Below are 21,427 nucleotides of genomic sequence, written 5' to 3'. Positions count from 1 at the left end.
CACCCTTACTCCGTCCCATCGACGATCGCCAACGCTTTTTCCCGGTACGCGAGGACCAGCAGCAATTCGAACCGGGCCGTCGGGTCGTCCAGGTCGGCGCCGAGGAGGTCCCGGAGCCGGTTCAGGCGGTAGCTGACGGTCTGCGGGTGCACGAACATTTCGGCTGCGACCGCCGTACGCGATCCCCAATGCCGCAACCAGCTCTCCAGCGTGACCATCAACTGCTCGCGCTGGCCGGTGCGCAGCGCAGCGAGCGGCGCCAGCCGGCGAGCCGAGAGCACCGCGAGCGCTCCCTGTTCACCGCGCAGGGCCAGCGCCGCGAAGTGGTCGTCGGTGAACACCGGTTCGGCGCCGGTCCCGGCCAGTTCCCGGGTGCTCTCGGCGAGCCGGACCGCTTCGGGCACCTCGGCCCAGCCCAGCGCCGGGCCGACCACCGCGTCCCGGCCCTGCAGAGCTTCGGTGAGGGCGGCGCGTTCGGCCCGGGGACCGGCGCGCAGCAGCAGAACGGCGTCCCGGCCGCGTTCGGCGACCACCCCGTCGGCGCCGAACCGGAACCGGGCGTCGCGCGCCTGGTCGGGCGGCAACAGGACCGGCACCACGGTGTCCGGGGCCGGCCAGCCGATGCCGCCGGCCGCCTCGCGCAGCACCTCGGGCGGTGCGCCGCCGCGCAGCAGCAGGTCGGCCACCCGGCGCCGGCGCCGGTCCCCCTCGCCGGCCTGTTCGCGCAGCTGGCGGGCCAGGCCGTCGGTGCAGGCCGCGGCGAGCTCGTCGACGTACGCGCTGGTCGCGTCGGCCAGGTCGATGAGCTCGTCGACGGTGACCGGGCGTACCTCGGCGAGCGACTGGGAAGCGGTCCGCAGCAGCATCCGGGCCGCCGTGCGCAGGGCTCCGAGCAGCAGTTCGGGTCCCCGGTTCTCGCGGGCCTCGCCGGCGCCGAGCGCCACGAACACCTCGCGGATCCGTGGTGGCAGCGCCGGTTCGCCGGTGCCGGCCAGGTCGGCGAAGCGTTCGAGGGCGACCCGGACCGCGGTGTGCACGTCGCGTTCGAACTTGCCGGCGGAAGCCGCGCCGAGCGAGCCGGACGCGGCGAAGGCCGGAGCCGTGCCCGCGACGATCGCCTGCACGGCGTCCGGCAACCGGGGACGCATAGCGGCCGCGAGGTCGGAGGGCAGACGCTGCCAGGGAGTGTCCATCGTCGCCGATTTTGTCACGCGGTGATAAAGGTACGGTCGTATCTTGCTGGTCGGGAGACGGTGCTTCGTACCCGGAACAGGATGACGATGAAGGTTCGTGGACCCCCGAAGGATCGGACACCGCCCGTGAAACACCTCATGTCCCGCCGGCACGTGGTCGACATGTGTCGCACCATGCTGGAACGCGGATACCTGAAGGCCACCGAGGGCAACGTCTCGGTCCGGATCCCGGGCCACCAGCTGTACGCGGTCACGCCGAGCAACTACGACTACGACAAGATGCGGGCCGAGGACGTCTGCATCGTCGACTTCAACGGCAAGCACGTTCCGGACGAGGGCGGCGCGGGCGGGCTGGTTCCGTCGATCGAGTGCGGGATGCACGCGAACATCTACCGCGAACGGCCCGACGTCAACTCGATCGTGCACACCCATCAGCCGTACGCATCCGCGCTCGCTTTTCTGCGCAAGCCGATCCCGGCGCTCACCGATGAGCAGGTGCGCTTCCTCGGCAAAGAGGTGGCGATCATCGATTACGCGCCGTCGGGGACGTCGTTCCTGGCGAAGAACGTGCAGAAGAAGGTGGCGAGCGGGGACAACGCGTTCATCATCGCCAACCACGGGGTGGTGGCGCTGGGCACCGATCCGGACCGGGCGGTGTTCAACATGGCGCTGCTGGAGAAGGTGTCGATCGCCTATCTGATGGCGCTGACCAGCGAGGCCGGCAAGGTCTACAAGATTCCGGTGACGATCCGGGAGATCGCGTTCAGCAAGCTGCGCAAGGACGAGAAGCGGATCGCCGCGCAGATCACCGAGGCGGTCGAGCCGATCCGGGTGGCCGACGAGGAGGAGCTGCCGAGCGTCGCGGACGTGCCGGAGGTCCCGGAGAAGCCGGAAGACCTCGGCTACTCGATCACCGAGTACCTCGACGTCGACGACACCATGCGCCGCCTCAAGGCTCTGGTCGACCAGCCACTGCGCGGCCTGCGGCACGACGCCCTGCTCGACGTCCTCAACTACTTCGAGACCAAGTGCACCGCCTCCAAGGAGATCACCGAGCGCGCCAAGAAGCGCATCCCCGGCGGCGTCCAGCACAACCTGGCCTTCAACTACCCGTTCCCGCTGGCCGTCGACAAGGCGCACGGCGCGCACCTCACCGACCGCGACGGCAACGTCTACATCGACTTCCTGCAGGCCGGCGGCCCGACCATCCTGGGCAGCAACTACGGCCCGGTCAACGAGCGGGTCGCCGAGGTGATCAAGGAATCCGGCCCGGTCACCGGCCTGTTCCACGAGTACGAGCTGAAGCTCGCCGAGATCATCAACCGCTACATGCCGCACATCGAGATGTACCGGTCGCTCGGCTCCGGCACCGAGGCCGTGATGGCCGCGGTGCGCGCGGCGCGCGCCCACACCGGCAAGAAGATGGTGATCAAGGTCGGCGGCGCCTATCACGGCTGGTCCGACACCATGGTGTACGGCCTGCGCGTGCCCGGCAGTTTCCGGATGAACGCCAAGGGCATCCCGTTCGGCGCGACCGGCCGGACCCGGGAGGCCTTCCCGCACGACCTGGGCACGCTGCGGCGCAAGTTGATCGAGAACCGGGTACGCGGTGGCACCGCCGCCGTCGTCGTCGAGCCGCTCGGCCCGGAGTCCGGCACCCGCCCGGTTCCGCACGACTTCAACGCGAACGTTCGCAAGCTGTGCGACGAGTTCGGCGCCATGCTGATCTTCGACGAGGTGGTGACCGGCTTCCGGACCGGTCTCGGCGGCGCGGCCGGCTACTTCGGCGTCACCCCCGACCTGACCGTTTTCGGTAAGGCGGTCTCGGGTGGTTACCCGATGGCCGGCGGGGTCGGCGGCAAGGCCGAGGTGATGAGCGTCTTCGGCTCCGGCCTGGACGGCAAGAGCGGCGCGCACATCCAGGTCGGCGGCACGCTGTCGGCGAACCCGCTGTCCTGCGCGGCCGGGTACTTCGCGATCCAGGAGATGGCCCGCACCAACGCGCCGGTGATCGCCGGCCGGGCCGGGGACCGGCTCACCCGCGGCCTGCAGAAGCTGATCGACAAGTACGGGCTGCCGTACGTCGCCTACAACCAGGGCTCGATCGTGCACCTGGAGTGCAGCGGCGTGATGCTGCTCGACATGCGCAACCCGATCAAGCTGCTCAAGGAGAACAAGGGCCGCAAGCGGCTGATGGAGCAGATGGGCGCGGCGTACGCGGCGCACGGCATCATCACCCTCGCCGGCTCCCGGATGTACACCTCGATGGCCGACACCGACGAGGTCATCGACGACGCTCTGTCCCGGTTCGACCAGGTCTTCGCGCAGGTCGAGGGAGTCTGAGTGACCATTGCGCCGCAGGTGCTGGCGATCGACCTGGGCACGTCCGGGATGAAGGCCGCCCTGGTCGCCGCCGACGGGACGGTGACCGGGTGGGCCGAACGCCCGGTCCCGCTGCACGTGCTGCCCGGCGGCGGGGCCGAACAGGACCCGGTCGCCTGGTGGGACGCGCTCGCCGAGGTGGTCGCCGACCTGGGCCGGGAGCATTCGGAGCACCTGCGCGCGGTGACCACGATCTGCTCGTCGACGCAGGGCGAGGGGACGATCGCGGTGGACGCGAACGGCGACCCGCTGACCCGGTGCATCAGCTGGCTCGACATGCGCGGGGCGGCGAACCTGCGGAGACAGTTCGGCGGCTTTCCCGCGTACGATGGCATGTCGATCTTGAAGATCGCGCGCTGGCTGCGCCTCACCGGCGGCATGCCGTCGGTGACCGGAAAGGATCCGGCCGCGCACATGCTGCTGGTCCGCGATGCCATGCCCGAGGTGTACGCGAGGACCGCGACCTTCCTGAACGTCCTCGACTGGATCAACCTGAAGCTGACCGGCCGCACGGTGGCGACCGTCGACTCGATCCTCACCTCGTGGGTCACCGACAACCGCAGGGCGGACGCCATCCGCTACGACACCGGCCTGGTCGCGGCGAGCGGCATCGACCGGGACAAGTTCCCGCCGATCGTGGCCTGCACCGAGGTGATCGGCACGCTCGCCCCCAGCGCTGCCGATCACCTCGGTCTCCCGGCGTCCGTGCAGGTGGTGGCCGGTGCGATCGACAACACCGCGGCCGCGATCGGCGCCGGCACGGTCCGCGACAACGAACCCCACCTCTACCTCGGCACGTCGTCCTGGATCGCGGCGCACGTACCGAAGAAGAAGACCGACGTGCTGACCGGCATCGCGTCCATTCCGTGCGCGATCCCGGACCGCTATCTGATGACCGCGCTGCAGGCCACCGCCGGCGCCAACCTGACCTGGCTGCGCGACAAGATCGTCGAATACGACGATCCCATCGTCAGCGCCGGGCACGTCAGCCGCGACGAAGGCACCATCTTCGACGCCTTTGACAAGATCATTCCGATGGTCCCGGCAGGCGCGAACGGCGTCATCTACACCCCTTGGCTGTACGGCGAACGCGCCCCGGTCGACGACGCGAACCTGCGCGCCGCGTTCCTCAACATCTCCCTGGAGACCACCCGCTCCGACCTGCTGCGCGCGGTCTTCGAGGGCGTCGCGCTGAACACCCGCTGGCTCGCCAAGGCGGTCGACAAGTTCCTCGGCGCCCCGGTCACCTCGATGGTGATCACCGGCGGGGCGGCCCGGTCCGGCTCGTGGTGCCAGATCTTCGCCGACGTGCTCGGCATCGAGATCCGCCGCGACGCCAACCCGGTCACGGTCAACGCCCGCGGCGCCGGCTGGATCGGCGCGGTCGGCGCCGGGATGATCGACTTCGCCGATCTGACCGCGTTGGCCCGCAACGACCACGTCTTCGAGCCGGGCGCCGACCACGCCACCTATGACGAGGTCTACGACATCTATCAGGACCTGCACAAACGGCTCGCGCCGGTGTATCGGCGGCTCAACCGGCAAACGCGCTGACCCGGACGGGGGAACGGCATGTCGGCTGGTGACAGAGGCCTTCCGGGGAGTCCGCGCAGTCGGTTACGTTGACAGCCTCTCACCGGCGCCGCGACTCCGGCCGGTGCCACTCGCGCTCTCCTCTCCGGGAGGCCGTCGTGACCGTTCCGCTGCGCCCCGGCTGGATGACCCTCGGTTCACTGAACACCGAGGATCTGCACGGCCGTCCCGGTCCGGCCCGGGCCGCCGCGCTGCGCGCCGCCGCCGACGATCCCCGGCACCGGATGCTGCACCTCACCGACGCCTGTTACGGCGCGCTCTCCGCCGGCGAGGCCAAACACGCGCTGCGGCTGCTCGACGAGCTGGAGAGCGGCGCCGGCGCCCCGGACCGGCACCTGACCGCGCTGCGCGCCTGGGCCCTGCAGCTCGACGGGAACTGGTATCCCGGCGGCATCGGCGCGGAGACCACGATGGACCCGGCCGGCGCCTTCGTCACCCCGGCGCCGGGCATCCCGGAGACCGAGCTGATCGAGCACCTGGTCGCCGACGGCCCGCCCAGCCTCGCCACCGTCCGCGCGCACACCGAGGGCATGCTGCGCTCCGGCAACGAGGCGGCCGCGGGACAGCTCGCGGTGCAGGGGATCCGGTCCCTGGAGACCCTGGCCTGCCTGGCGAACCGGCTCGGCGCGGTGGCTCTCGGCCACTGGTGCGACATCGCCGGCGCGGACCTGATGCACCGGATCGGCCTGGACGGCGAGGCACGGCACATGCTGGCCCAGGCACGTACCGCGGCGACGCTGCTCAACCTGCCCGGGCTGGTCGGAGTGACCTATCTGGTGGAGGGCGACTGGTGGGCCACGCCCGGGTCGCATCCGGAGAGCCTCGGCTACGACCTGGCGCCGCAGCCCGGTCCCAGCCCGGCGCTGCGCCACCGCGACGTGGTCCGCGCGGCCGACTGCTACACCGCCGCGGCCAGCTGGGCCGCCGGTCTGCCCCTCCCCCGCCTGCACGCCGCGCTCGAGTTGCGGCAGGCGACCCTCGCCTGGTTCGCCGGGGACCGGCCGGCCCGGCGACGGCATCTGCTAGCCGCCCGGGACGCGTGGACCACCGCCGGGGACACCGCGGGGGTGCAGCTCAGCGCCGTCCACCTGCTGATCGCCGACCTCGACGAGGGACGGGTGCCGACTCTCGGCTGCGGGAACCGGGCGCCGGAGCGCGGACCGGTCGCCGGCGTGCTGAACTGGGCTGCCTCGGTCGGCAGCCGGGCCTGGTGCGCCGGGCTGGGCAGGCTGCTGCAACGCGCCGCCGAGCACTGGCAGGCCGACGGCAGCCTGTCCCGGGCCCGGCTCGGCTACCTGGCCGCGCTGCCGCTGCTCGCCGCCGACCCCGCGCTGCCGACCCGGTCGGTGGTCACCGCGCTGGCCGGCCTGGAGTCCCGGACCGGGCTCACCGACGAAGCGCTCATCCGGCTGGAACGGCTCGGGCACGCGCCGGGCGGCCCGCCCGAGTTCGTGGCCGCCCACCAGCTCGAGGCGGCCCTCGGCATGGTCGACGCGCACCGGCGGCGAATCGACTCGGCCGACGCCGAGCACGCGGCCCGCGGGCTACTGCGCCTGCGCGGCCGGCTCGACGAACTGCTGCCGCGGCTGCGCGACCCGCACCCGGCGATCCAGGCGCTGGCCACCATCGACGTGCTGGTGCCGCTGGCCCGCTGCGGCCACGCGAACCGGCGCGGCATGCCGGAACAGGCCGAGCAGTGGTACCGGGTGGCCCTGGAAGCGGCCGAGCGGCCCGGCGCCCCGGCCGACCTGCGCCCGTTGGTGCTGGTGGCGGGCGAGCGGCGGGCCGAGGCCTGCACCGCCCTGACCGAACTGGACCGGGACCGGGTGCTGCCCGGCGAGGTGCTCGCCCCGCTCGCGCTGCGGGCCGGGGACTTCGCGCTGGCCGGGCGGGCGTTCACCCGCTCCGGCGGCCCGGCGCGGGCCCGGTGGGACTGGCCGGAGGCGCTGACGGCCGCGGAGATCGCGCTGGCGCACGGCGATGCGGCGGCGGCGTTCGGGTACGCCGGGACCGGTGTCGGCCTCGTCGAAGAGTACGCCGGAACCTTGCTCAGGGACGCGGACCGGGCCGCTGTCCACCACCGGGCCGTCGGGTTGTACCTGGTCGCCGCCAAGGCGCTGGCGATCCTGGCGCACGCCGAACATCACCGGCCGGACGCGGCTGACCTGCGGCGGCGCTCCTTGGCCGCGGCCGAGCGGTGGCTGGCGCCCGCTGCGCGTCCCGAGCCGGACCACGCCGGCAGTGGCGCCATGGGCATTCCGGCGCTCGCCGACGCCTGGCAGCAGTGGCGGCAATGCACCGCCGACCGGACAGCGCACGCCGGGCGGCTGCTGGCCGCGATCGACACGCCCGGCGCCGGGGACGCCGGCCCGCTGCTCCAGATCGTCGACACAGCGGACGCCGCGTTGACCCGCGCCGAGTGCGAGGTGGAGCGGGTCAGCCCGGGTGCCCTGCTGCGCCGGGCCGCGCCGCCGGAGCCGCTCGACGTACGGCTGTTGCAGAGCCGGCTCGCCGCGGATACCGTGGTGCTGGAGTATCTGACCGCCGGATCGGAGCTGCTGCTCTGGGCGGTGACCCGCGACGACGTGCTCGTGCACCACAGCCGGGTGTCCGAACGGCACCTGGCCGCACTGGTCCGCCGCTTCCACAGCCGCTGTGCCGCCGGGCATGCGCCCGGACCGGAGGCGACCGAGCTGTCCGCCCTGCTGCTGACCGACGTCGCAGCGGTGCTCCGCCGGCACCGGCGGGTCGTGGTGGTGCCGTCCGGACCGCTACGCCTGGTGCCGGTGCACGCCCTGCCGTTCGAGGACCGGCCCCTCGGCATGGACCGGGTGGTGTCGTACGCGCCGAGCCTCACCCCGCTCGCCGACTGCACCACCGCCCTGGACCAGCCCGTCGTGCCGGCGAAGCCGCTGATCGTGGCCGACCCGGCCGCCGAGCGGTCACAGCGGCCCGGCCTGCGGCCCCTTCCCGGCGCGCGGGTCGAGGCCCGGGCCGCGGCGGCGATCCTCGGCTGCGGGCCCGACGAGGTGCTCGTCGACGAGGCGGCGACCAGATCGGCGATCCGCGAGCGCTCACCCGGCCGGGACGTGCTGCTGTTCGCCACGCACACCAGCGCGTTCCCGTCCGGCGACGGGGTGCTGAGCGGCGCGGAGTTGGCGGTGCTCTCCGGCGGCGACACCGGGCGCACCACGGTCACCCTCGGCGACGACGTGGCCGGGTTGACCCGGGCCATGTCACGCGCCGGGATCCGCCAGGTGGTCCTGCCGCTCTGGCCGGTCGACGACGCGGTGGCGCCCGTGGTGATCTGCCGCTTCCTGCGCGGGCTCGCCGACGGGGCGCCGCCCGCCTACGCCCTCGCCGAGGCGCAACGGTTCGTCGCGCGGGCCGGGGCGGACCGGCTCCGGGCGGAGTATGTCGCGCTGGGTGGCGTACCGGGTCCGGTGGTGCTGCGGGGCGTCAAGCCACGCGACGACGAGTCTGCCGAGCCGCTCGGCGGCGACGCCGAGCGGCACTGGGCCCCATTCGTGCTGATCGGCCTGTAGAGGTCAGCGACTGGCGAACAGGCGGTCCACCTCCTCGGCGACCGGGGCCGAGGCCAGCGGGCGCCAGGCGGTGAAGACCTTCTTGAAATACGCCCGGTTCTTCTCCAGCACCGCCGGCGCCTGCTCGAAGACGTCCAGCTCGTTGACGATGCTCAGATCGACGAACGGGGTCAGGTCCTCGGCGGTCAGCTCCGCGGTCCCGCCGGTGAACCGGTCGGTGATCTGTTTCGTCTCGGCCAGCCGTGCCCAGGTGCGATCCCGGTCGCACGCCCCGTACCGGTACACCAGCTCCTCGGCCGGGGCGCCGACCAGGTCGCGCAGCCGCTCCCGCTCCTGCCAGAAGACCAGCGCCAGGTCGAAGCCGTCGGTGCTGTAGGCGGCGTGGGTCAGCCCGGCGGCGCACACGTCGTCGCCATGACCGAGCTTCCCGAGCCGCTCCTCCACCCGGCACAGGTGGGCGTAGAGGGTGCCGCCCGGATGCCGGATCGTGTCGGCTCCACTTTGCTGTAACCACTCGCGCACGTCAGAGCTCATACCGAGCAACCTATGGTTCACCGGCGCCGGCCCGCCGCCCCGGAGAGTGCGCCCTTGGTCACAAATAGTGGGCATGAAACAGTGACTGCCGTGCCGGACAGGTAGCGGGTGTGAGGACAGTGGGACCGGACCGGGAATCGCGCTTCCGGGCGCTCTACGCCGACAGTCATGCCGACGTGCTGCGCTTCGCGCGGCGCCGGGTGCATCCCAGTCACGCCGAGGACGTGGTCGCCGACGCCTTCCTGGTGGCCTGGCGGCGGTTCGACGAGGCGCCGCTCCGGACCGCCGACGCGCGGGCCTGGCTGTTCGGCATCGCCCGCAACTGCCTGCTCAACACCGCTCGCGGGCTGGGCCGGCAGGACGCGCTCGCGGTCCGGATCGCCACGGTGGCGCCGCCCGCCGAGGCCGAAGCGGGCGACGAGTCGGTCGCGCACCGGCTGGACCTGGCGGCGGCCTGGAAGCAGTTGACCGCCGGTGAGCAGGAGACGCTGGCGCTGACCGTCTTCGAGGACCTCACCTCACCGCAGGCCGCCCGGGTGCTGGGGATCACCGCGACGTCGTACCGGTTGCGGCTGCTGCGGGCCCGGCGTGCCCTGCGCCGCCACCTCGATCAGGCCGGGACGAGCCCGGAGGGCTCACTGGCCGCTCTCGGCCTCGACACCATGGAGAACCCGTCGTGACACTCGATGAGACGCTGCGCAGCCTGGACGCCGCCGGCCCGGTGACCGAAGAGGACCACGAACGTGCGGCGGCCGCGCTGGACCGGATCGTGGCCACGCCGTACGACGCCACCCCGCCCGTCCGGCGCTCCCGGCGCCGCCTGCTGATCGCCGTGGCGGCTGCCGCGGCCGCGGCAGCCGGCGCGATCGTCATCCTGCCCGGCAATCTCGGCGGCGGGCGCGCCTACGCCTCCTGGACCCCGGTCCCCAGCACGCTGACCGACGCCGAGATCGCCATGATCGGACCGGAGTGCCGGGACGGCCTGAAGGACGGCTCCCTGGACATCGAACGGGCGGAGCTGGTCCTCGCCGAACGGCGCGGCGAGTACGTCGCCATGCTCTACCGCACCGACGACCCGGACGTGTCCGGCTCCTGCCTGGCGCACAACGTCCCGGGTGACGACGACGTGGACGACGTGAATTGGGGCGTGGGCGGCAGTTCCGGACCGTCCGAGACGGCGCCGGCCGGCCACTACATGCAGGGCGCCATCGCCGATTTCAAGGACGCCTCGATCACCGACGGCGCGGTCGGCCCGGACGTCAGCGCGGTGACCATCCGCACCGGCGACCTGACTGTGCAGGCCACGGTGCGCAACGGCCGGTACGTCGTCTGGTGGCCCGGCCCGGCCTTCGAGTGGGCGAGCAAGACCGAGCTCCGCGAGATCTTCACCGTCGACCTGACCCTGCGCGACGGGACGGTGATCACCGCGGCCGAGCCCTGGCGGCCACGCTGAGAGTTTGACGGCACGGCCGATCGGAAACGCTACGCTCCCGATCGACGTTCGTGACGGAAGGACCCGGCCCGTGATGGCTCTGCTGCTCGACCTCGCCAACATCTTCGGCGGTCTGCTGCTCGCGATACCACTGCTGCGGCGGCTGCCGTCGGTCGGCGACAACATCGGCCGCTTCGCCGACCGGATCGCCCGCTGGGCCTGGCTGATCGGGGTGGTCGCCCTGGTCGCGGGCGGTTACTACCTGATCGTGCACCTGATCTCGGGGCCGCACCTGTTCCACTTCGAGGTGGTCGGGATCGGCGTCGGCCTGGCCCTGCTGTGGGACCGGCTGACCGGCCGCAAGCCACTCGACGGCGCCACGCAGGGCGAGCCGTCCGGGCGGGCGCTGCTGCTGGCGATCTTCGGCCTGATCGCCATCGTGGTGGGCATCCAGGGCCTCTTCACACCCAATTGACAGGCCCTCCATGGGAGCGCTCCAATGGCATCGGAATCAATGCGGCAGCAGTGCTCGCAATGCGGGTTCGGCGAGGTCGAATTCGACATTCCCGACGCCTAGCAACTCGCTGTACATGACCGATCCGAGAAGCCGGACATAAAGGTACGCACGGCGGCGCAGATCCTCCTCGTCGCCGGCCAGACCGGCCTCGTGGAAGATCTCGAGCTGCGCCGCCACACCCCGCTGCTGGAGATCGGTGGCCGGGGTGACCAGCACCCGCGCCGCGGTCTGCGGCTCGGCCGCCACGAACTGCCGCAGCTGCTGAGCTGAGAACATCAGCTCCGCGAACACCCGGGACACCTCGATGACACGGTCCGGCCCGGCGCCGGCCGCCTCGCCGCGGGCCTCGTCCAGCAGCAGCCGCGCGAGCGCCCAGAGGACCTCGCCGAGCAGTGCGTCCCGGCTGCCGACCGCCCGGTAGAGCGTGGCCCGGCTGATCGACAATTCGCCGGCCAGCCCTTCCATGTCCAATCCGGAATGGTGCAGGTAATGCATCACCGCACCACGCAACAAAACGTCCGGTGCGATCACACGCCGACTCGCTGGCAACGCCCCACCCCCATTTCCTGATACGGCCGGAACAGCGGTCCCGGATCAATTCCGGCCGGACCGGCTCTTGACATCGATGGACATGCATGCGACAACAGGGGTCCACCGACATGTTTACGTAAACAAGCCGAAAGGCCCGTCCATGATCGGACCCGCCGCCGCCCTCACGGCACTGGCGCTGGCAGCAGTGCCGGCCTCGGCCGTTCCCCCGGCGAACACGCAGACCCCCGGTGTCACCGTCACCATCGACCCGTCGTATCAGCAGCCCGAGTTCCAGGGCTGGGGCACCAGCCTGGTCTGGATGGCCGAGGCCACCGGCGACTACCCGGACGAGATCCGGAAGCGTCTCGTCGACCTGGTCTTCGGCGCCGACGGCCTGAACCTGAACATCGCCCGCTTCAACATCGGCGGCGGCAACGCGCCCACGGTCCGTCCCTATCTGCGCCCGGGCGGCGCCGTGCCCGGCTTCTGGAAGGCTCCCGAGCCGTACGGGCCGCAGGACAAGGAGTGGTGGAACCCGGACGACCCGGCGCACTGGGACCTAGACGCCGACCCGGCGCAGCGCTGGTGGGTCGACCAGGTCAAGGACCGGATCACCCACTGGGAGGCGTTCAGCAACTCCCCGCCGTGGTTCCAGACGGTCAGCGGCTACGTCAGCGGCGGCTTCGACCCGAACACCGACCAGATCCGGGCCGACCGGGTCGAGGAGTTCGCCGAGTACCTGGTCCGGGTCACCGAGCACCTGGAGGACGCGCACGGCATCGCGTTCGACACGATCGACCCGCTGAACGAGCCGAACACCAACTACTGGCGGACCACGCTCGGCGCCGACGGGCAACCGACCGGCGGCCGTCAGGAAGGCGCGCACGCCGGCCCGGCGCTGCAGGCACAGGTGGTGACCGCGCTGAAGAACCGGCTCGCGAGCGCGTCCACCGGCGCGCTGGTCTCCGCGCCGGACGAGACCAACCCCGGCACCTTCGTCACCGACTGGTACGGCTACCCGCAGGCCGCCCAGGACGCGGTCTCCCAGCTCAACGTGCACACGTACGGGACCGGGCAGCGCACTGCGGCCCGCGACGTGGCCAAGGCCGAGCAGCGCCCGCTGTGGATGAGCGAGGTCGAGGGCAGCTGGGGCAACGACTACACGAGCATGAACTCCGGGCTCGGCATGGCCCAGCGGATCATCGACGACATCCGGGAGCTGGAACCGTCGGCGTGGGTGCTGTGGCAGCCGATCGAGGACGCCGACAACATGGTCGCCGAGGGCAACCTGCAGTGGGGCTCGATCCACGTCCCGTTCGACTGCACGCCAACCGACACCTTGGCGACCTGCCCGATCCGGACCAACACCAAGTTCGACACGATCCGGAACTTCACCCACTACATCCGGCCGGGCGACCGGATGGTCAAGGTCAGCGACACCGCCACCACCGCGGCGATCCGTAGGGACGGCAAGGGCGCCACCGCGGTGCACGCCAACCAGACCGCACAGGAGCGGGCGGTCACGCTGGACCTGTCCAAGTTCGGCACGATCTCCCGCCGGGCCACGATCACCCCGATCGTGACCAGCGCGGACGGCAAGCTGGTCAGGGGCGCCCGGGTCGCGGTGTCCGGCAAGAAGGCCACCCTGACCGTGCCGGCGCAGTCGGTCACGACGTTCCTGATCGACGGGGTGTCCGGGGTCGCCGGGAAGCACCTCATGAACGGCCACACGTACCGGATCGAGGGGGTGCAGAGCGGCCGCTCGCTCACGCCGGACGCCGGCGGCGCCGCCATCCGGACCAGCGATCCGGCGGCGGCCGGGCAGCTGTGGACGTTCCGGGCGCTGGGTGACGGGCTGAGCAACCGGGAGCGGTACGTCATCAGCAACGCCGGCACCGGACAGCGCCTCGCCGTGCGGGATGGGGCGGTGGTCGTCGAGGACGACAGCGGCACGGCGGACGACGGCGCGCAGTGGGTGCTGTCGACGACCGGTGACGGCACGTACACGCTGGTCAACGTGGCGGCGCGGCGGTTGATCGACGTGCCGGGACAGGCGACCGCGGACGGCACCCGGGTGAGCCTCTACCAGCCGACGTCCGGAGCCAACCAGCGCTGGGCGGTACGCGACGAGACCGTGGTGGAAACCGCGCAGGTGGCGGCGTACACAGTCCCGGGTCTTGCTCCGACCCTGCCCGCGACCGTGACCGCGGTGCAGGCCGGCGGCGGCCGGGCCAGCCTGCCGGTCACCTGGCGGATGCCGCCGGAACGGCGATGGAGGACGCCCGGGACCGTGACTGTCCGTGGCACCGCGACCGACGTCCTGGGCCGGACCGTCGCCGCCGAAGCACGCGTCGTCGTGGACGTGTTCACCCGGACCAGGCCGGCGAGCGCGGCCACCTATGTCGGCGGCGAGCCGGTGCTGCCGGCCACAGTGACCGGCCTGGGCCGGTACGGCGGACGCGCCGAACTACCGGTGACCTGGAATCCCGCCCCGGCCGGCGCATTCGACACGATCGGCGTGGTGACACTGACCGGCACCGCGACCGTGGTGGACGGCACCACCGTCCCGGCGACGGTCCGGGTGCGGGTGACCGAGGCGGTCGAGGGCCGGGCCGAGGTCTCGTCGGTCACCGCGACCTTCACCGAGGGTGGTTACTCGACGGCCGGCCTGGCCAACGGCGACACCACCGACAAGGCCTGGTCGAACTGGAAGCCGAGCGACCGCAACCCGTCCGACACGATCACCGTGCGGCTGCCCGGCGTGCGTGACGTGACCCGGGTGGTGACGCACTTCTACCGGGACAACGCGAGCGGCGGCGGCCTGGCCCAGAGCCTGCGGGTCGGCGTGCCGGCCGCCGACGGCACCTGCGCCGGCGGCGAGGAGATCCCGGTCGGCACGGCGAGCCCGCTCGCCGTGCCGGCGCCGGTCGGCAGCCGCACCGACGCGGTCTGCGTGGTGCTGACCGCGGTGCCGAACGGATACCTGACCGTCGCCGAGATCGAGGTCCTGGCGAAGGTGGCCGGATGACCGACTTGCAAAACTGTACCGTCCGGTCGGTACAGTATTGGCATGAGCGTGACCCTCACACAGACCAACCGGCGCTGGGCCGCGCTCGGCGTGCTGGCCGCCGCAGTGCTGCTGCTGTCGATCGACGGCACGGTGCTGGCGCTTGCGGTGCCGTCGCTGACCGAGAGCCTGTCGCCGACCGCCGAGCAGATCATCTGGATCGGCGACATCTACTCCCTGGCCCTGGCCGGCCTGCTCGCGCTGATGGGCAACCTCGCCGACCGGTTCGGCCGCAAGCGGATCCTGCTGGCCGGCTCGGTGCTGTTCGGCCTGGTGTCGCTGCTCGCTGCCTTCGCCACCACCGCCGAGCAGCTGATCGCGGCCCGCCTGCTGCTCGGTGTCGCCGGCGCGACGCTCATGCCGTCCACGCTCTCGCTGATCCGCAACCTGTTCCCGGACGCGGCCGAGCGCACCCGCGCGATCGCCGTCTGGTCGGCCGCGTTCGGCGCCGGCTCCGCGGCCGGGCCGATGGTCGGCGGCTTCCTGCTCGAGCACTTCTGGTGGGGCTCGGTCTTCCTGATCAACGTGCCGGTGATGGTGGTCGTGGTGATCTCCGGGCTCTGGCTGCTGCCCGAGTCCCGCGATCCGAACCCGGGCCGGTTCGACGTCGCCTCGGCCGCGCTCTCCATGCTCGCCGTGGTCCCGATCGTCTACTCGATCACCCACCTGGCGACCGGCAGCTTCAGCCCGCTGATCATCGTCGGGGTGATCGCCGGTGTGCTGTTCGTCCGCCGGCAGCGCCGCCTGGCCGACCCGATGCTCGACGTCGACCTGTTCCGCAGCCCGGCCTTCTCCGGCGCGGTCGCGGCCAACGTGATCTCGATCTTCGCGCTGGTCGGCCTGCTCTTCTTCTTCTCGCAGTACCTGCAGTTCGCCCGCGGCTTCAGCCCGCTGCAGGCGGGGCTGGCCGAGCTGCCCGCGACGCTCGCGTCGATCGTGGTGATCGCCCTGGTCGGCTGGGCGATGACGCAGCTGGGCCGGGGCCGCGCGATCGCGGCGTCGCTCGCGGTGGCAGCCGCGGGTCTCGCTCTGGTGGCGCCTGCCGCGGGCCAGTCGTCGTACGTGTGGCTCGCGCTCTGCCTGATCCCGGTCGGTCTCGGCGTCGGCCTGGCCATGACGCTCGCCGGCGACGCGATCGTCTCGGCCGCGCCGCCGCACAAGGCCGGCTCGGTCTCGGCGGTCACCGAGACCGCGAACGAGCTCGGCGTGGTGCTCGGCATCGCGGTGCTCGGCTCGATGCTGACCGCGCTGTACCGGTCCAACCTGGAGCTGCCCGCCTCCGCGCCGGCCGAGGCCACCGACTCGCTCGGCTCGGCGCTGCAGGTGCTGGACCCGGGACTCGCGCAGGTCGCGAAGGACGCGTTCGTGTCCGCCATGCAGACGACCTCGCTGGTCGCAGCCGGCTTCACGGTCGTGGCCGCCGTGGTCGCGTGGCGTCTCATCCCGGCTCGATAGCCTCAGCGGATGGGACGAACAGCCGGCCGTTCACCGGAGGCCACCCGGCGGGCCCTGCTCGACGCGGCGGGCGAGGCCATCCGGACGCGCGGGGTCAACGCCACCCTCGACGAGATCGCCCGGCACGCCGGTGTCTCCAAGGGCGGACTGATCTACCACTTCGCGAGCAAGGACGAGCTGATCCTGGAACTCGCCCGGGATCTGCTCGCCACCTGGCGGGCACAGGTCGAGAGCCGGCTCGACCCGGCCGACACCGGGCCCGGCCGGCTCACCCGGGCGTACGTGCGGGCGCTGCTCACCCCCGCCGAGGACGCGGTCGCGGCCCGCAAGTCGATGGCCCTGATCAGCCAGCTGGCGACCGTTCCGGCGGTGGTCGAGCTGGTCGAGGCCGACACCCGGCAGCTCAACGCCGACCTGCACGCCGACGGTCTCCCGGCCGACGTGCAGACCCTGGTCACCGCCGCGGCCGACGGCGTGAGCAGCGCCCCGCTGTGGGGCGAGTCCCTGCACGGCCCGGAGATCCGGCAACTCGAGCGACGGCTGATCCAGCTCACCCGGCAGCCGGACCTCTGGCAGCAGCTCCCCTGGGAGGCATGACCCCGAGGGGCCTGGGTATGTCGAGGTCATGGCGCTGCCCATCGAGGACTACGCGATCATCGCCGACACCCAGACGTCCGCGCTGGTCGGGCGCAACGGGTCGATCGACTGGCTGTGCGTGCCGCGCTTCGACTCCGGGGCGATCTTCGCGGCCCTGCTCGGCGACGACGAGAACGGGCACTGGACGCTGAGCCCGGCCGGCGAGTTCACCGCCCGCCGCCGGTACCGGGACGAGACCATGGTGCTGGAGACCGAGTTCGAGACGCCGGACGGCCTGGTCCGGCTGATCGACTTCATGCCGCCGCGCACCGAGTCGCCGTCGGTGGTGCGCATCGTCGAGGGCGTCCGCGGCCAGGTCGAGATGAGCATGGTGCTGCGGCTGCGCTTCGACTACGGGCACGTGGTGCCGTGGGTCTACCGCGAGCAGGGCGATCTGGTGGCGGTGGCCGGACCGGACGCGGCCTGGCTGCGCACCCCGGTCGAGACGCGCGGCGAGAATCTGGCCACGCACGCCGATTTCACCGTACGCGCGGGCGAACAGGTGCCGTTCGTGCTGACCTGGCGACCGTCGCATCTCCCCCCGCCGGATGCCCTCGACCCGGTGCACCAGCTCGGCGTCACCGAGGGCTACTGGCGGGGCTGGGTGTCGGCGTGCACCTATGAGGGCGAATGGCGCGATGCGGTCGTACGCTCGCTATTGACCTTGAAGGCCCTGACCTATGCCCCGACCGGCGGCATCGTGGCCGCCGCGACCACCAGCCTGCCGGAGAAACTCGGCGGCGTCCGCAACTGGGACTACCGGTTCTGCTGGCTGCGCGACGCCACCATCACGCTGCAGTCGCTGCTCTACTCGGGGTTCCAGAGCGAGGCGACCGCGTGGCGCAAGTGGCTGCTGCGGGCCATCGCCGGCAATCCCGCCGAGCTGCAGATCATGTACGGGGTGGCCGGCGAACGCCGCCTCGACGAGTACATCGCCGACTGGCTGACCGGCTACGACGGCAACCCGGTGCGGATCGGCAACGCCGCCGCCGAGCAGTTCCAGCTGGACGTCTACGGCGAGGTGATGGACGCCCTGCACCAGGGCCGGCGGGCCGGGCTGAAGGCGGACGACCCGGCGTGGGGGCTGCAGGTCAAGCTGATGGAGTTCGTCGAGGAGCACTGGCGCGACCCGGACGAGGGCATCTGGGAGGTCCGCGGCGGGCCGAAGCAGTTCGTGCACTCCAAGCTGATGGCCTGGGTGGCGGCCGACCGGGCGGTGAAGGCGGTCGAGGAGTTCGACCTGGACGGTCCGGTCGAGCGGTGGACCCGGCTGCGCGACGACATCCGCGCCGACATCCTGGAGAAGGGGTACGACCCGGTCCGCCGGACGTTCACCCAGTTCTACGGTTCGGCGGAGCTGGACGCCGCGCTGCTCATGGTGCCGCTGGTCGGTTTCCTGCCGGCCGGCGACGAGCGGGTGGCCGGCACCGTCGCCGCGATCGAGGAACACCTGCTGGTGGACGGGTTCGTGCAGCGCTACACGCAGCATCCGGGCACCGACGTGGACGGGCTGCCGCCGGGTGAGGGCGCGTTCCTGGCCTGCACGTTCTGGCTGGCCGACAACTACGCGCTGATGGGCCGGCACGACGAGGCGCGGGAGACGTTCGCCCGGCTGCTGGCGTTGCGCAACGACGTCGGCCTGCTCTCCGAGGAGTACGACACCGAGGCGGGCCGGCTGGTCGGCAACTTCCCGCAGGCGTTCAGCCACGTGCCGTTGATCGACACTGCCCGTACGCTGACCAGCGCTCTCGCACCGACCGAGGCCCGGGTGCGGGAGGGTCTACGATGATCCACTCGTGACCCTCCTCGAAGCTGTCCAGATCCTCGCCGCGGGTGTCGCGGCCGGGGCGATCAACACGCTGGTCGGCTCCGGCACGCTGATCACCTTCCCGGTGCTGCTGGCCCTCGGCTACCCGCCGGTGGTGGCGAACGCGTCCAACACCGTCGGGCTGGTGCCGGGGTCGGTCGCCGGCGCGTGGGCGTACCGGGCCGAGCTGGCCACCCAGAAACACCTGCTGCTGCGGCTCGGCACCACCGCCCTGCTCGGCGGGATCACCGGCGCGGTGCTACTGCTGGTGCTGCCGGCCGAGGCGTTCAGCGCGATCGTCCCGGTGCTCATCGTGCTGGCCCTGATCCTGGTCGTGCTGCAGCCGTGGCTGTCCCGGAAACTGCGCGAACGCCAAGCCCTCCCGGCCGATTCCACCCGCTCCCAGCTGCTGCTGACCCTCGGGATCTTCGCCACCAGCATCTACGGCGGCTACTTCGGGGCGGCGCAGGGAGTGTTGCTGCTCGGCATCCTCGGCCTGCTGGTGCCGGCCACCCTGCAGCAGCTCAACGGCGTGAAGAACGTCTTCGCGGGCCTGGTCAACGCGGTCGCCGCAGTGATCTTCATCGTGGCCGGCACGGTCTCCTGGGCGCCGGCCGCGCTGATCGCCGCCGGTTCGATCACCGGCAGCCTGGTCGCCGGCCGGTACGGTCGCCGGCTGCCCGATCCGGCCCTGCGCGCGGTGATCGTGGTGGTCGGTCTGACCGCGGTCGTCCGGATGCTGGCCTGATCAGTAACGGAACGCGCCGACCAGCCCGCTCAGTTCGGCGGCCAGCTGGGAGAGGTTCGCCGCGGCCTGCTGGGTGCTCCGGGCGCCGTCCGCGGTGGAGGCTGCGACCTGGGCGACGCCGGTGATCGTGCGGGCCACGTCGCCGCTGTTGCCGGCCGCCTCGGTGACCGTCCGGCTCATCTCGGCCGTGGTGGCGGTCTGCTCCTCGACCGCCGAAGCGATCGTGGTGGTGTAGTCGCCGATCTGGTTGACGACGTGCGCGATCTCCCCGATCGCGGTCGCCGCCGAGTCGCTGGAGGCCTGGATCGCCGAGATCCGCGCGGTGATCTGCTCGGTCGCCTGCGCGGTCTGCTGGGCCAGCTCCTTCACCTCGCCGGCCACCACCGCGAAGCCCTTGCCGAGCTCACCGGCCCGGGCCGCCTCGATCGTCGCGTTCAGCGCCAGCAGGTTGGTCTGCTCGGCGATCGTGGTGATCAACCGGACCACCTCGCCGATCTCGTTGCTGGCCGCGCCGAGCTCGGCGACCTGCTCGTTGGTGCGCTCGGCGATGTGCACCGCCTGCGCGGCGACCTGGGCCGCCTGGGTGGCGTTCGACGAGATCTCGGCGATCGAGGCGCTCATCTGCTCGGCGCCCGCCGCGATCGCCTGCACGCCGGCGTTGACCTCCTCGCTCGCGGCGCTCGCCGAGCCGGCCTGGTCGGAGGCCTCGGTGGCGCCGGACTGCAGGCGGCGGCTCACCTCGGTGAGGTCCTGCGCCGCGGTGGTCAGGGTTCCGGTGGAACCGGCGATGCCCCGGATCGTGACGGCCACCTTGTCGACGAACCGGTTGAACGCGCCGGCCAGCTGGCCGGCCTCGTCGTCACGGGCCGCGGTGACCCGCTGGGTCAGGTCACCGTCGCCGTCGGCGATCTCGGCCATCCGGTCCCGCAGCTTCTCGATCGGCCGCACGATCGTCCGGGCCAGGAAGAATGCGGCCGTCGCGGCGATCAGCACCGCCACCAGGGTGATCACGATGCTGATCCAGCGGGTCTCGTTCGCGCCGGCGAGCACCGAGCCGGTCGGCACGGACACCACCAGCGTCCAGGTGTCGCTCTCGCCCAGGTGCAGCGGCGCGGCGATCCACAGGGTCTCCTCGCCGTCGCTGTCGCTCACGCTGCGGGCGGCCGCGTCCGACTCGGACGCCCGGGCCGACATCGCGGTGGCCTGCTCGGGGGCGGCCTTGCCGGCCTGGGCGACGTCACCGCCGGCGACCAGCAGCCCGCCGGTGCTGACCAGCATCGCCGTCCCGCTGCCGAACGGTTTCACCTGGCCGACCAGCTCCTGCAGCATTCCCAGCGACATGTCGATGCCGGCGACCCCGACCGCCCTGCCGTCCATCTCGATCGGCACCGAGATCGACGTGATCAACGTGTCCACCCCGCCCACCGCGTAGGTGTACGGCTCGACCACCTTCTCCTTGCCGGTCGCCATCGGGACCAGGTAGTAGTCGCCGGCGCCGCTCTCGGTGTACCCGGTGAGCGGCTCGGTGCTGATGCCGTCGCCGTCCCGGAACCAGTACGGCACGAACCGGCCGGTCGCGTCGTGCCAGCCGTTCGCGTTGCGGAACCGCCGGTCCCGCCCGTCGTACGCGTCCGGCTCCCAGCCCGTCCAGGTGCCCACGTAGTTCGGGTGCGCGGTGAGGACCGCCCGCAGCTCGGCGGAGGCCTCGTCCCGGCCGGCGCCCTCGGCCTGATCGGCGGCGAGCACCTGGGCCAAGTCGCGCGCGGTGCCCAGCCCGGTCGCCAGCACCTCCTCGATCTCGGTGGCGTGGTGCAGGGCCATCTCCTCGGCGTACGCGAAACCGGTGTCCCGCGCGTCGTCCGCGTTGCGGCTGGTGATGAAAGCGACGACGGCGGCCATGGCGACCACCAGCATCGCCACCATCGAGGCGATGACACGAACCTTGATCGTGATCCGGGAGCGGGGCACATCACCCTGTTCGGCACCC

General features: G+C 72.0%; 15 protein-coding genes. 11 read left to right on the top strand and 4 right to left on the bottom strand.

Going from position 1 to position 21,427, the window contains the following annotated elements; all coding sequences use genetic code 11:
* Positions 1–5: 5 nt before the first annotated feature.
* Positions 6–1,193, bottom strand: a complete 1,188-nt coding sequence (locus OHA21_RS50820; protein ID WP_328468093.1) for a PucR family transcriptional regulator — start codon at positions 1,191–1,193, stop codon at positions 6–8.
* Positions 1,194–1,319: 126 nt separating this feature from the next.
* On the opposite strand from OHA21_RS50820, the gene OHA21_RS50815 reads away from it, so the two are divergent.
* The 3 genes from OHA21_RS50815 (at position 1,320) to OHA21_RS50805 (ending at position 8,713) form a co-directional block, all read left to right on the top strand.
* Positions 1,320–3,536: an aminotransferase class III-fold pyridoxal phosphate-dependent enzyme gene (locus tag OHA21_RS50815; RefSeq protein WP_328468092.1), complete on the top strand. Its 2,217-nt coding sequence runs from the start codon at positions 1,320–1,322 to the stop codon at positions 3,534–3,536.
* Positions 3,537–5,129 carry a xylulokinase gene (locus OHA21_RS50810; protein ID WP_328468091.1) on the top strand — a complete coding sequence of 531 codons (1,593 nt, stop codon included), beginning with the start codon at positions 3,537–3,539 and terminating at the stop codon, positions 5,127–5,129. It begins immediately after the preceding gene.
* Positions 5,130–5,266: 137 nt separating this feature from the next.
* Entirely contained in the window at positions 5,267–8,713 is a 3,447-nt protein-coding gene (locus OHA21_RS50805; RefSeq protein WP_328468090.1) for a CHAT domain-containing protein, read from the top strand.
* A gap of 3 nt (positions 8,714–8,716) precedes the next feature.
* Here OHA21_RS50805 and OHA21_RS50800 read toward each other — a convergent pair whose 3' ends face one another.
* On the bottom strand, positions 8,717–9,247 hold the full coding sequence (locus tag OHA21_RS50800) for a DUF6817 domain-containing protein (protein WP_328468089.1): 531 nt from the start codon (positions 9,245–9,247) through the stop codon (positions 8,717–8,719).
* Positions 9,248–9,357: 110 nt separating this feature from the next.
* On the opposite strand from OHA21_RS50800, the gene OHA21_RS50795 reads away from it, so the two are divergent.
* From OHA21_RS50795 to OHA21_RS50785, 3 genes are all read left to right on the top strand, one after another.
* Positions 9,358–9,927, top strand: coding sequence for an RNA polymerase sigma factor (locus OHA21_RS50795; protein ID WP_328468087.1), 570 nt, complete (start codon positions 9,358–9,360; stop codon positions 9,925–9,927).
* Complete coding sequence (locus OHA21_RS50790) at positions 9,924–10,700, top strand: hypothetical protein (protein ID WP_328468085.1); 777 nt, start codon at positions 9,924–9,926, stop codon at positions 10,698–10,700. The genes OHA21_RS50795 and OHA21_RS50790 overlap by 4 nt, the downstream gene beginning before the upstream one ends.
* Before the next feature lie 73 nt (positions 10,701–10,773).
* Complete coding sequence (locus OHA21_RS50785; protein WP_328479047.1) at positions 10,774–11,154, top strand: hypothetical protein; 381 nt, start codon at positions 10,774–10,776, stop codon at positions 11,152–11,154.
* A 36-nt stretch (positions 11,155–11,190) separates the two neighbouring features.
* Here OHA21_RS50785 and OHA21_RS50780 read toward each other — a convergent pair whose 3' ends face one another.
* Positions 11,191–11,691, bottom strand: a complete 501-nt coding sequence (locus tag OHA21_RS50780; RefSeq protein ID WP_328468084.1) for a QsdR family transcriptional regulator — start codon at positions 11,689–11,691, stop codon at positions 11,191–11,193.
* A 196-nt stretch (positions 11,692–11,887) separates the two neighbouring features.
* Here OHA21_RS50780 and OHA21_RS50775 point away from each other — a divergent pair, with 196 nt between their 5' ends.
* Genes OHA21_RS50775 through OHA21_RS50755 form a run of 5 tightly spaced genes read left to right on the top strand, consistent with a single transcriptional unit; the run spans position 11,888 to position 19,440 of the window.
* On the top strand, positions 11,888–14,755 hold the full coding sequence (locus OHA21_RS50775) for a glycoside hydrolase (protein WP_328468082.1): 2,868 nt from the start codon (positions 11,888–11,890) through the stop codon (positions 14,753–14,755).
* Between the two features lie 42 nt (positions 14,756–14,797).
* A complete protein-coding gene (locus OHA21_RS50770) occupies positions 14,798–16,249 on the top strand; it encodes an MFS transporter (RefSeq protein WP_328468080.1) in 1,452 nt (483 codons plus the stop codon).
* A gap of 9 nt (positions 16,250–16,258) precedes the next feature.
* Positions 16,259–16,846, top strand: a complete 588-nt coding sequence (locus OHA21_RS50765; protein WP_328468078.1) for a TetR/AcrR family transcriptional regulator — start codon at positions 16,259–16,261, stop codon at positions 16,844–16,846.
* 28 nt (positions 16,847–16,874) lie between these two features.
* Positions 16,875–18,674, top strand: a complete 1,800-nt coding sequence (locus OHA21_RS50760) for a glycoside hydrolase family 15 protein (RefSeq protein ID WP_328468076.1) — start codon at positions 16,875–16,877, stop codon at positions 18,672–18,674.
* Between the two features lie 7 nt (positions 18,675–18,681).
* Positions 18,682–19,440: a sulfite exporter TauE/SafE family protein gene (locus OHA21_RS50755; RefSeq protein ID WP_328468074.1), complete on the top strand. Its 759-nt coding sequence runs from the start codon at positions 18,682–18,684 to the stop codon at positions 19,438–19,440.
* On the opposite strand, the gene OHA21_RS50750 is transcribed toward OHA21_RS50755, so the two are convergent.
* On the bottom strand, positions 19,441–21,408 hold the full coding sequence (locus OHA21_RS50750; RefSeq protein ID WP_328468073.1) for a methyl-accepting chemotaxis protein: 1,968 nt from the start codon (positions 21,406–21,408) through the stop codon (positions 19,441–19,443).
* Positions 21,409–21,427 lie beyond the last annotated feature (19 nt).

It is taken from the genome of Actinoplanes sp. NBC_00393 (assembly GCF_036053395.1).
Lineage (GTDB): Bacteria > Actinomycetota > Actinomycetes > Mycobacteriales > Micromonosporaceae > Actinoplanes.
The sequence above is the reverse complement of the archived record's forward strand: the minus strand, read 5'-3'. Positions and strand labels throughout refer to the sequence as shown.

Excerpts from the sequence above, each read along its gene's own strand:
- OHA21_RS50820 (WP_328468093.1), bottom strand. The coding sequence starts at position 1,193 with ATGGACACTCCCTGGCAGCGTCTGCCCTCCGACCTCGCGGCCGCTATG.
- OHA21_RS50780 (WP_328468084.1), bottom strand. The coding sequence starts at position 11,691 with ATGCATTACCTGCACCATTCCGGATTGGACATGGAAGGGCTGGCCGGC.
- OHA21_RS50785 (WP_328479047.1), top strand. The coding sequence starts at position 10,774 with ATGGCTCTGCTGCTCGACCTCGCCAACATCTTCGGCGGTCTGCTGCTC.
- OHA21_RS50800 (WP_328468089.1), bottom strand. The coding sequence starts at position 9,247 with ATGAGCTCTGACGTGCGCGAGTGGTTACAGCAAAGTGGAGCCGACACG.
- OHA21_RS50760 (WP_328468076.1), top strand. The coding sequence starts at position 16,875 with ATGGCGCTGCCCATCGAGGACTACGCGATCATCGCCGACACCCAGACG.
- OHA21_RS50765 (WP_328468078.1), top strand. The coding sequence starts at position 16,259 with ATGGGACGAACAGCCGGCCGTTCACCGGAGGCCACCCGGCGGGCCCTG.
- OHA21_RS50775 (WP_328468082.1), top strand. The coding sequence starts at position 11,888 with ATGATCGGACCCGCCGCCGCCCTCACGGCACTGGCGCTGGCAGCAGTG.
- OHA21_RS50770 (WP_328468080.1), top strand. The coding sequence starts at position 14,798 with ATGAGCGTGACCCTCACACAGACCAACCGGCGCTGGGCCGCGCTCGGC.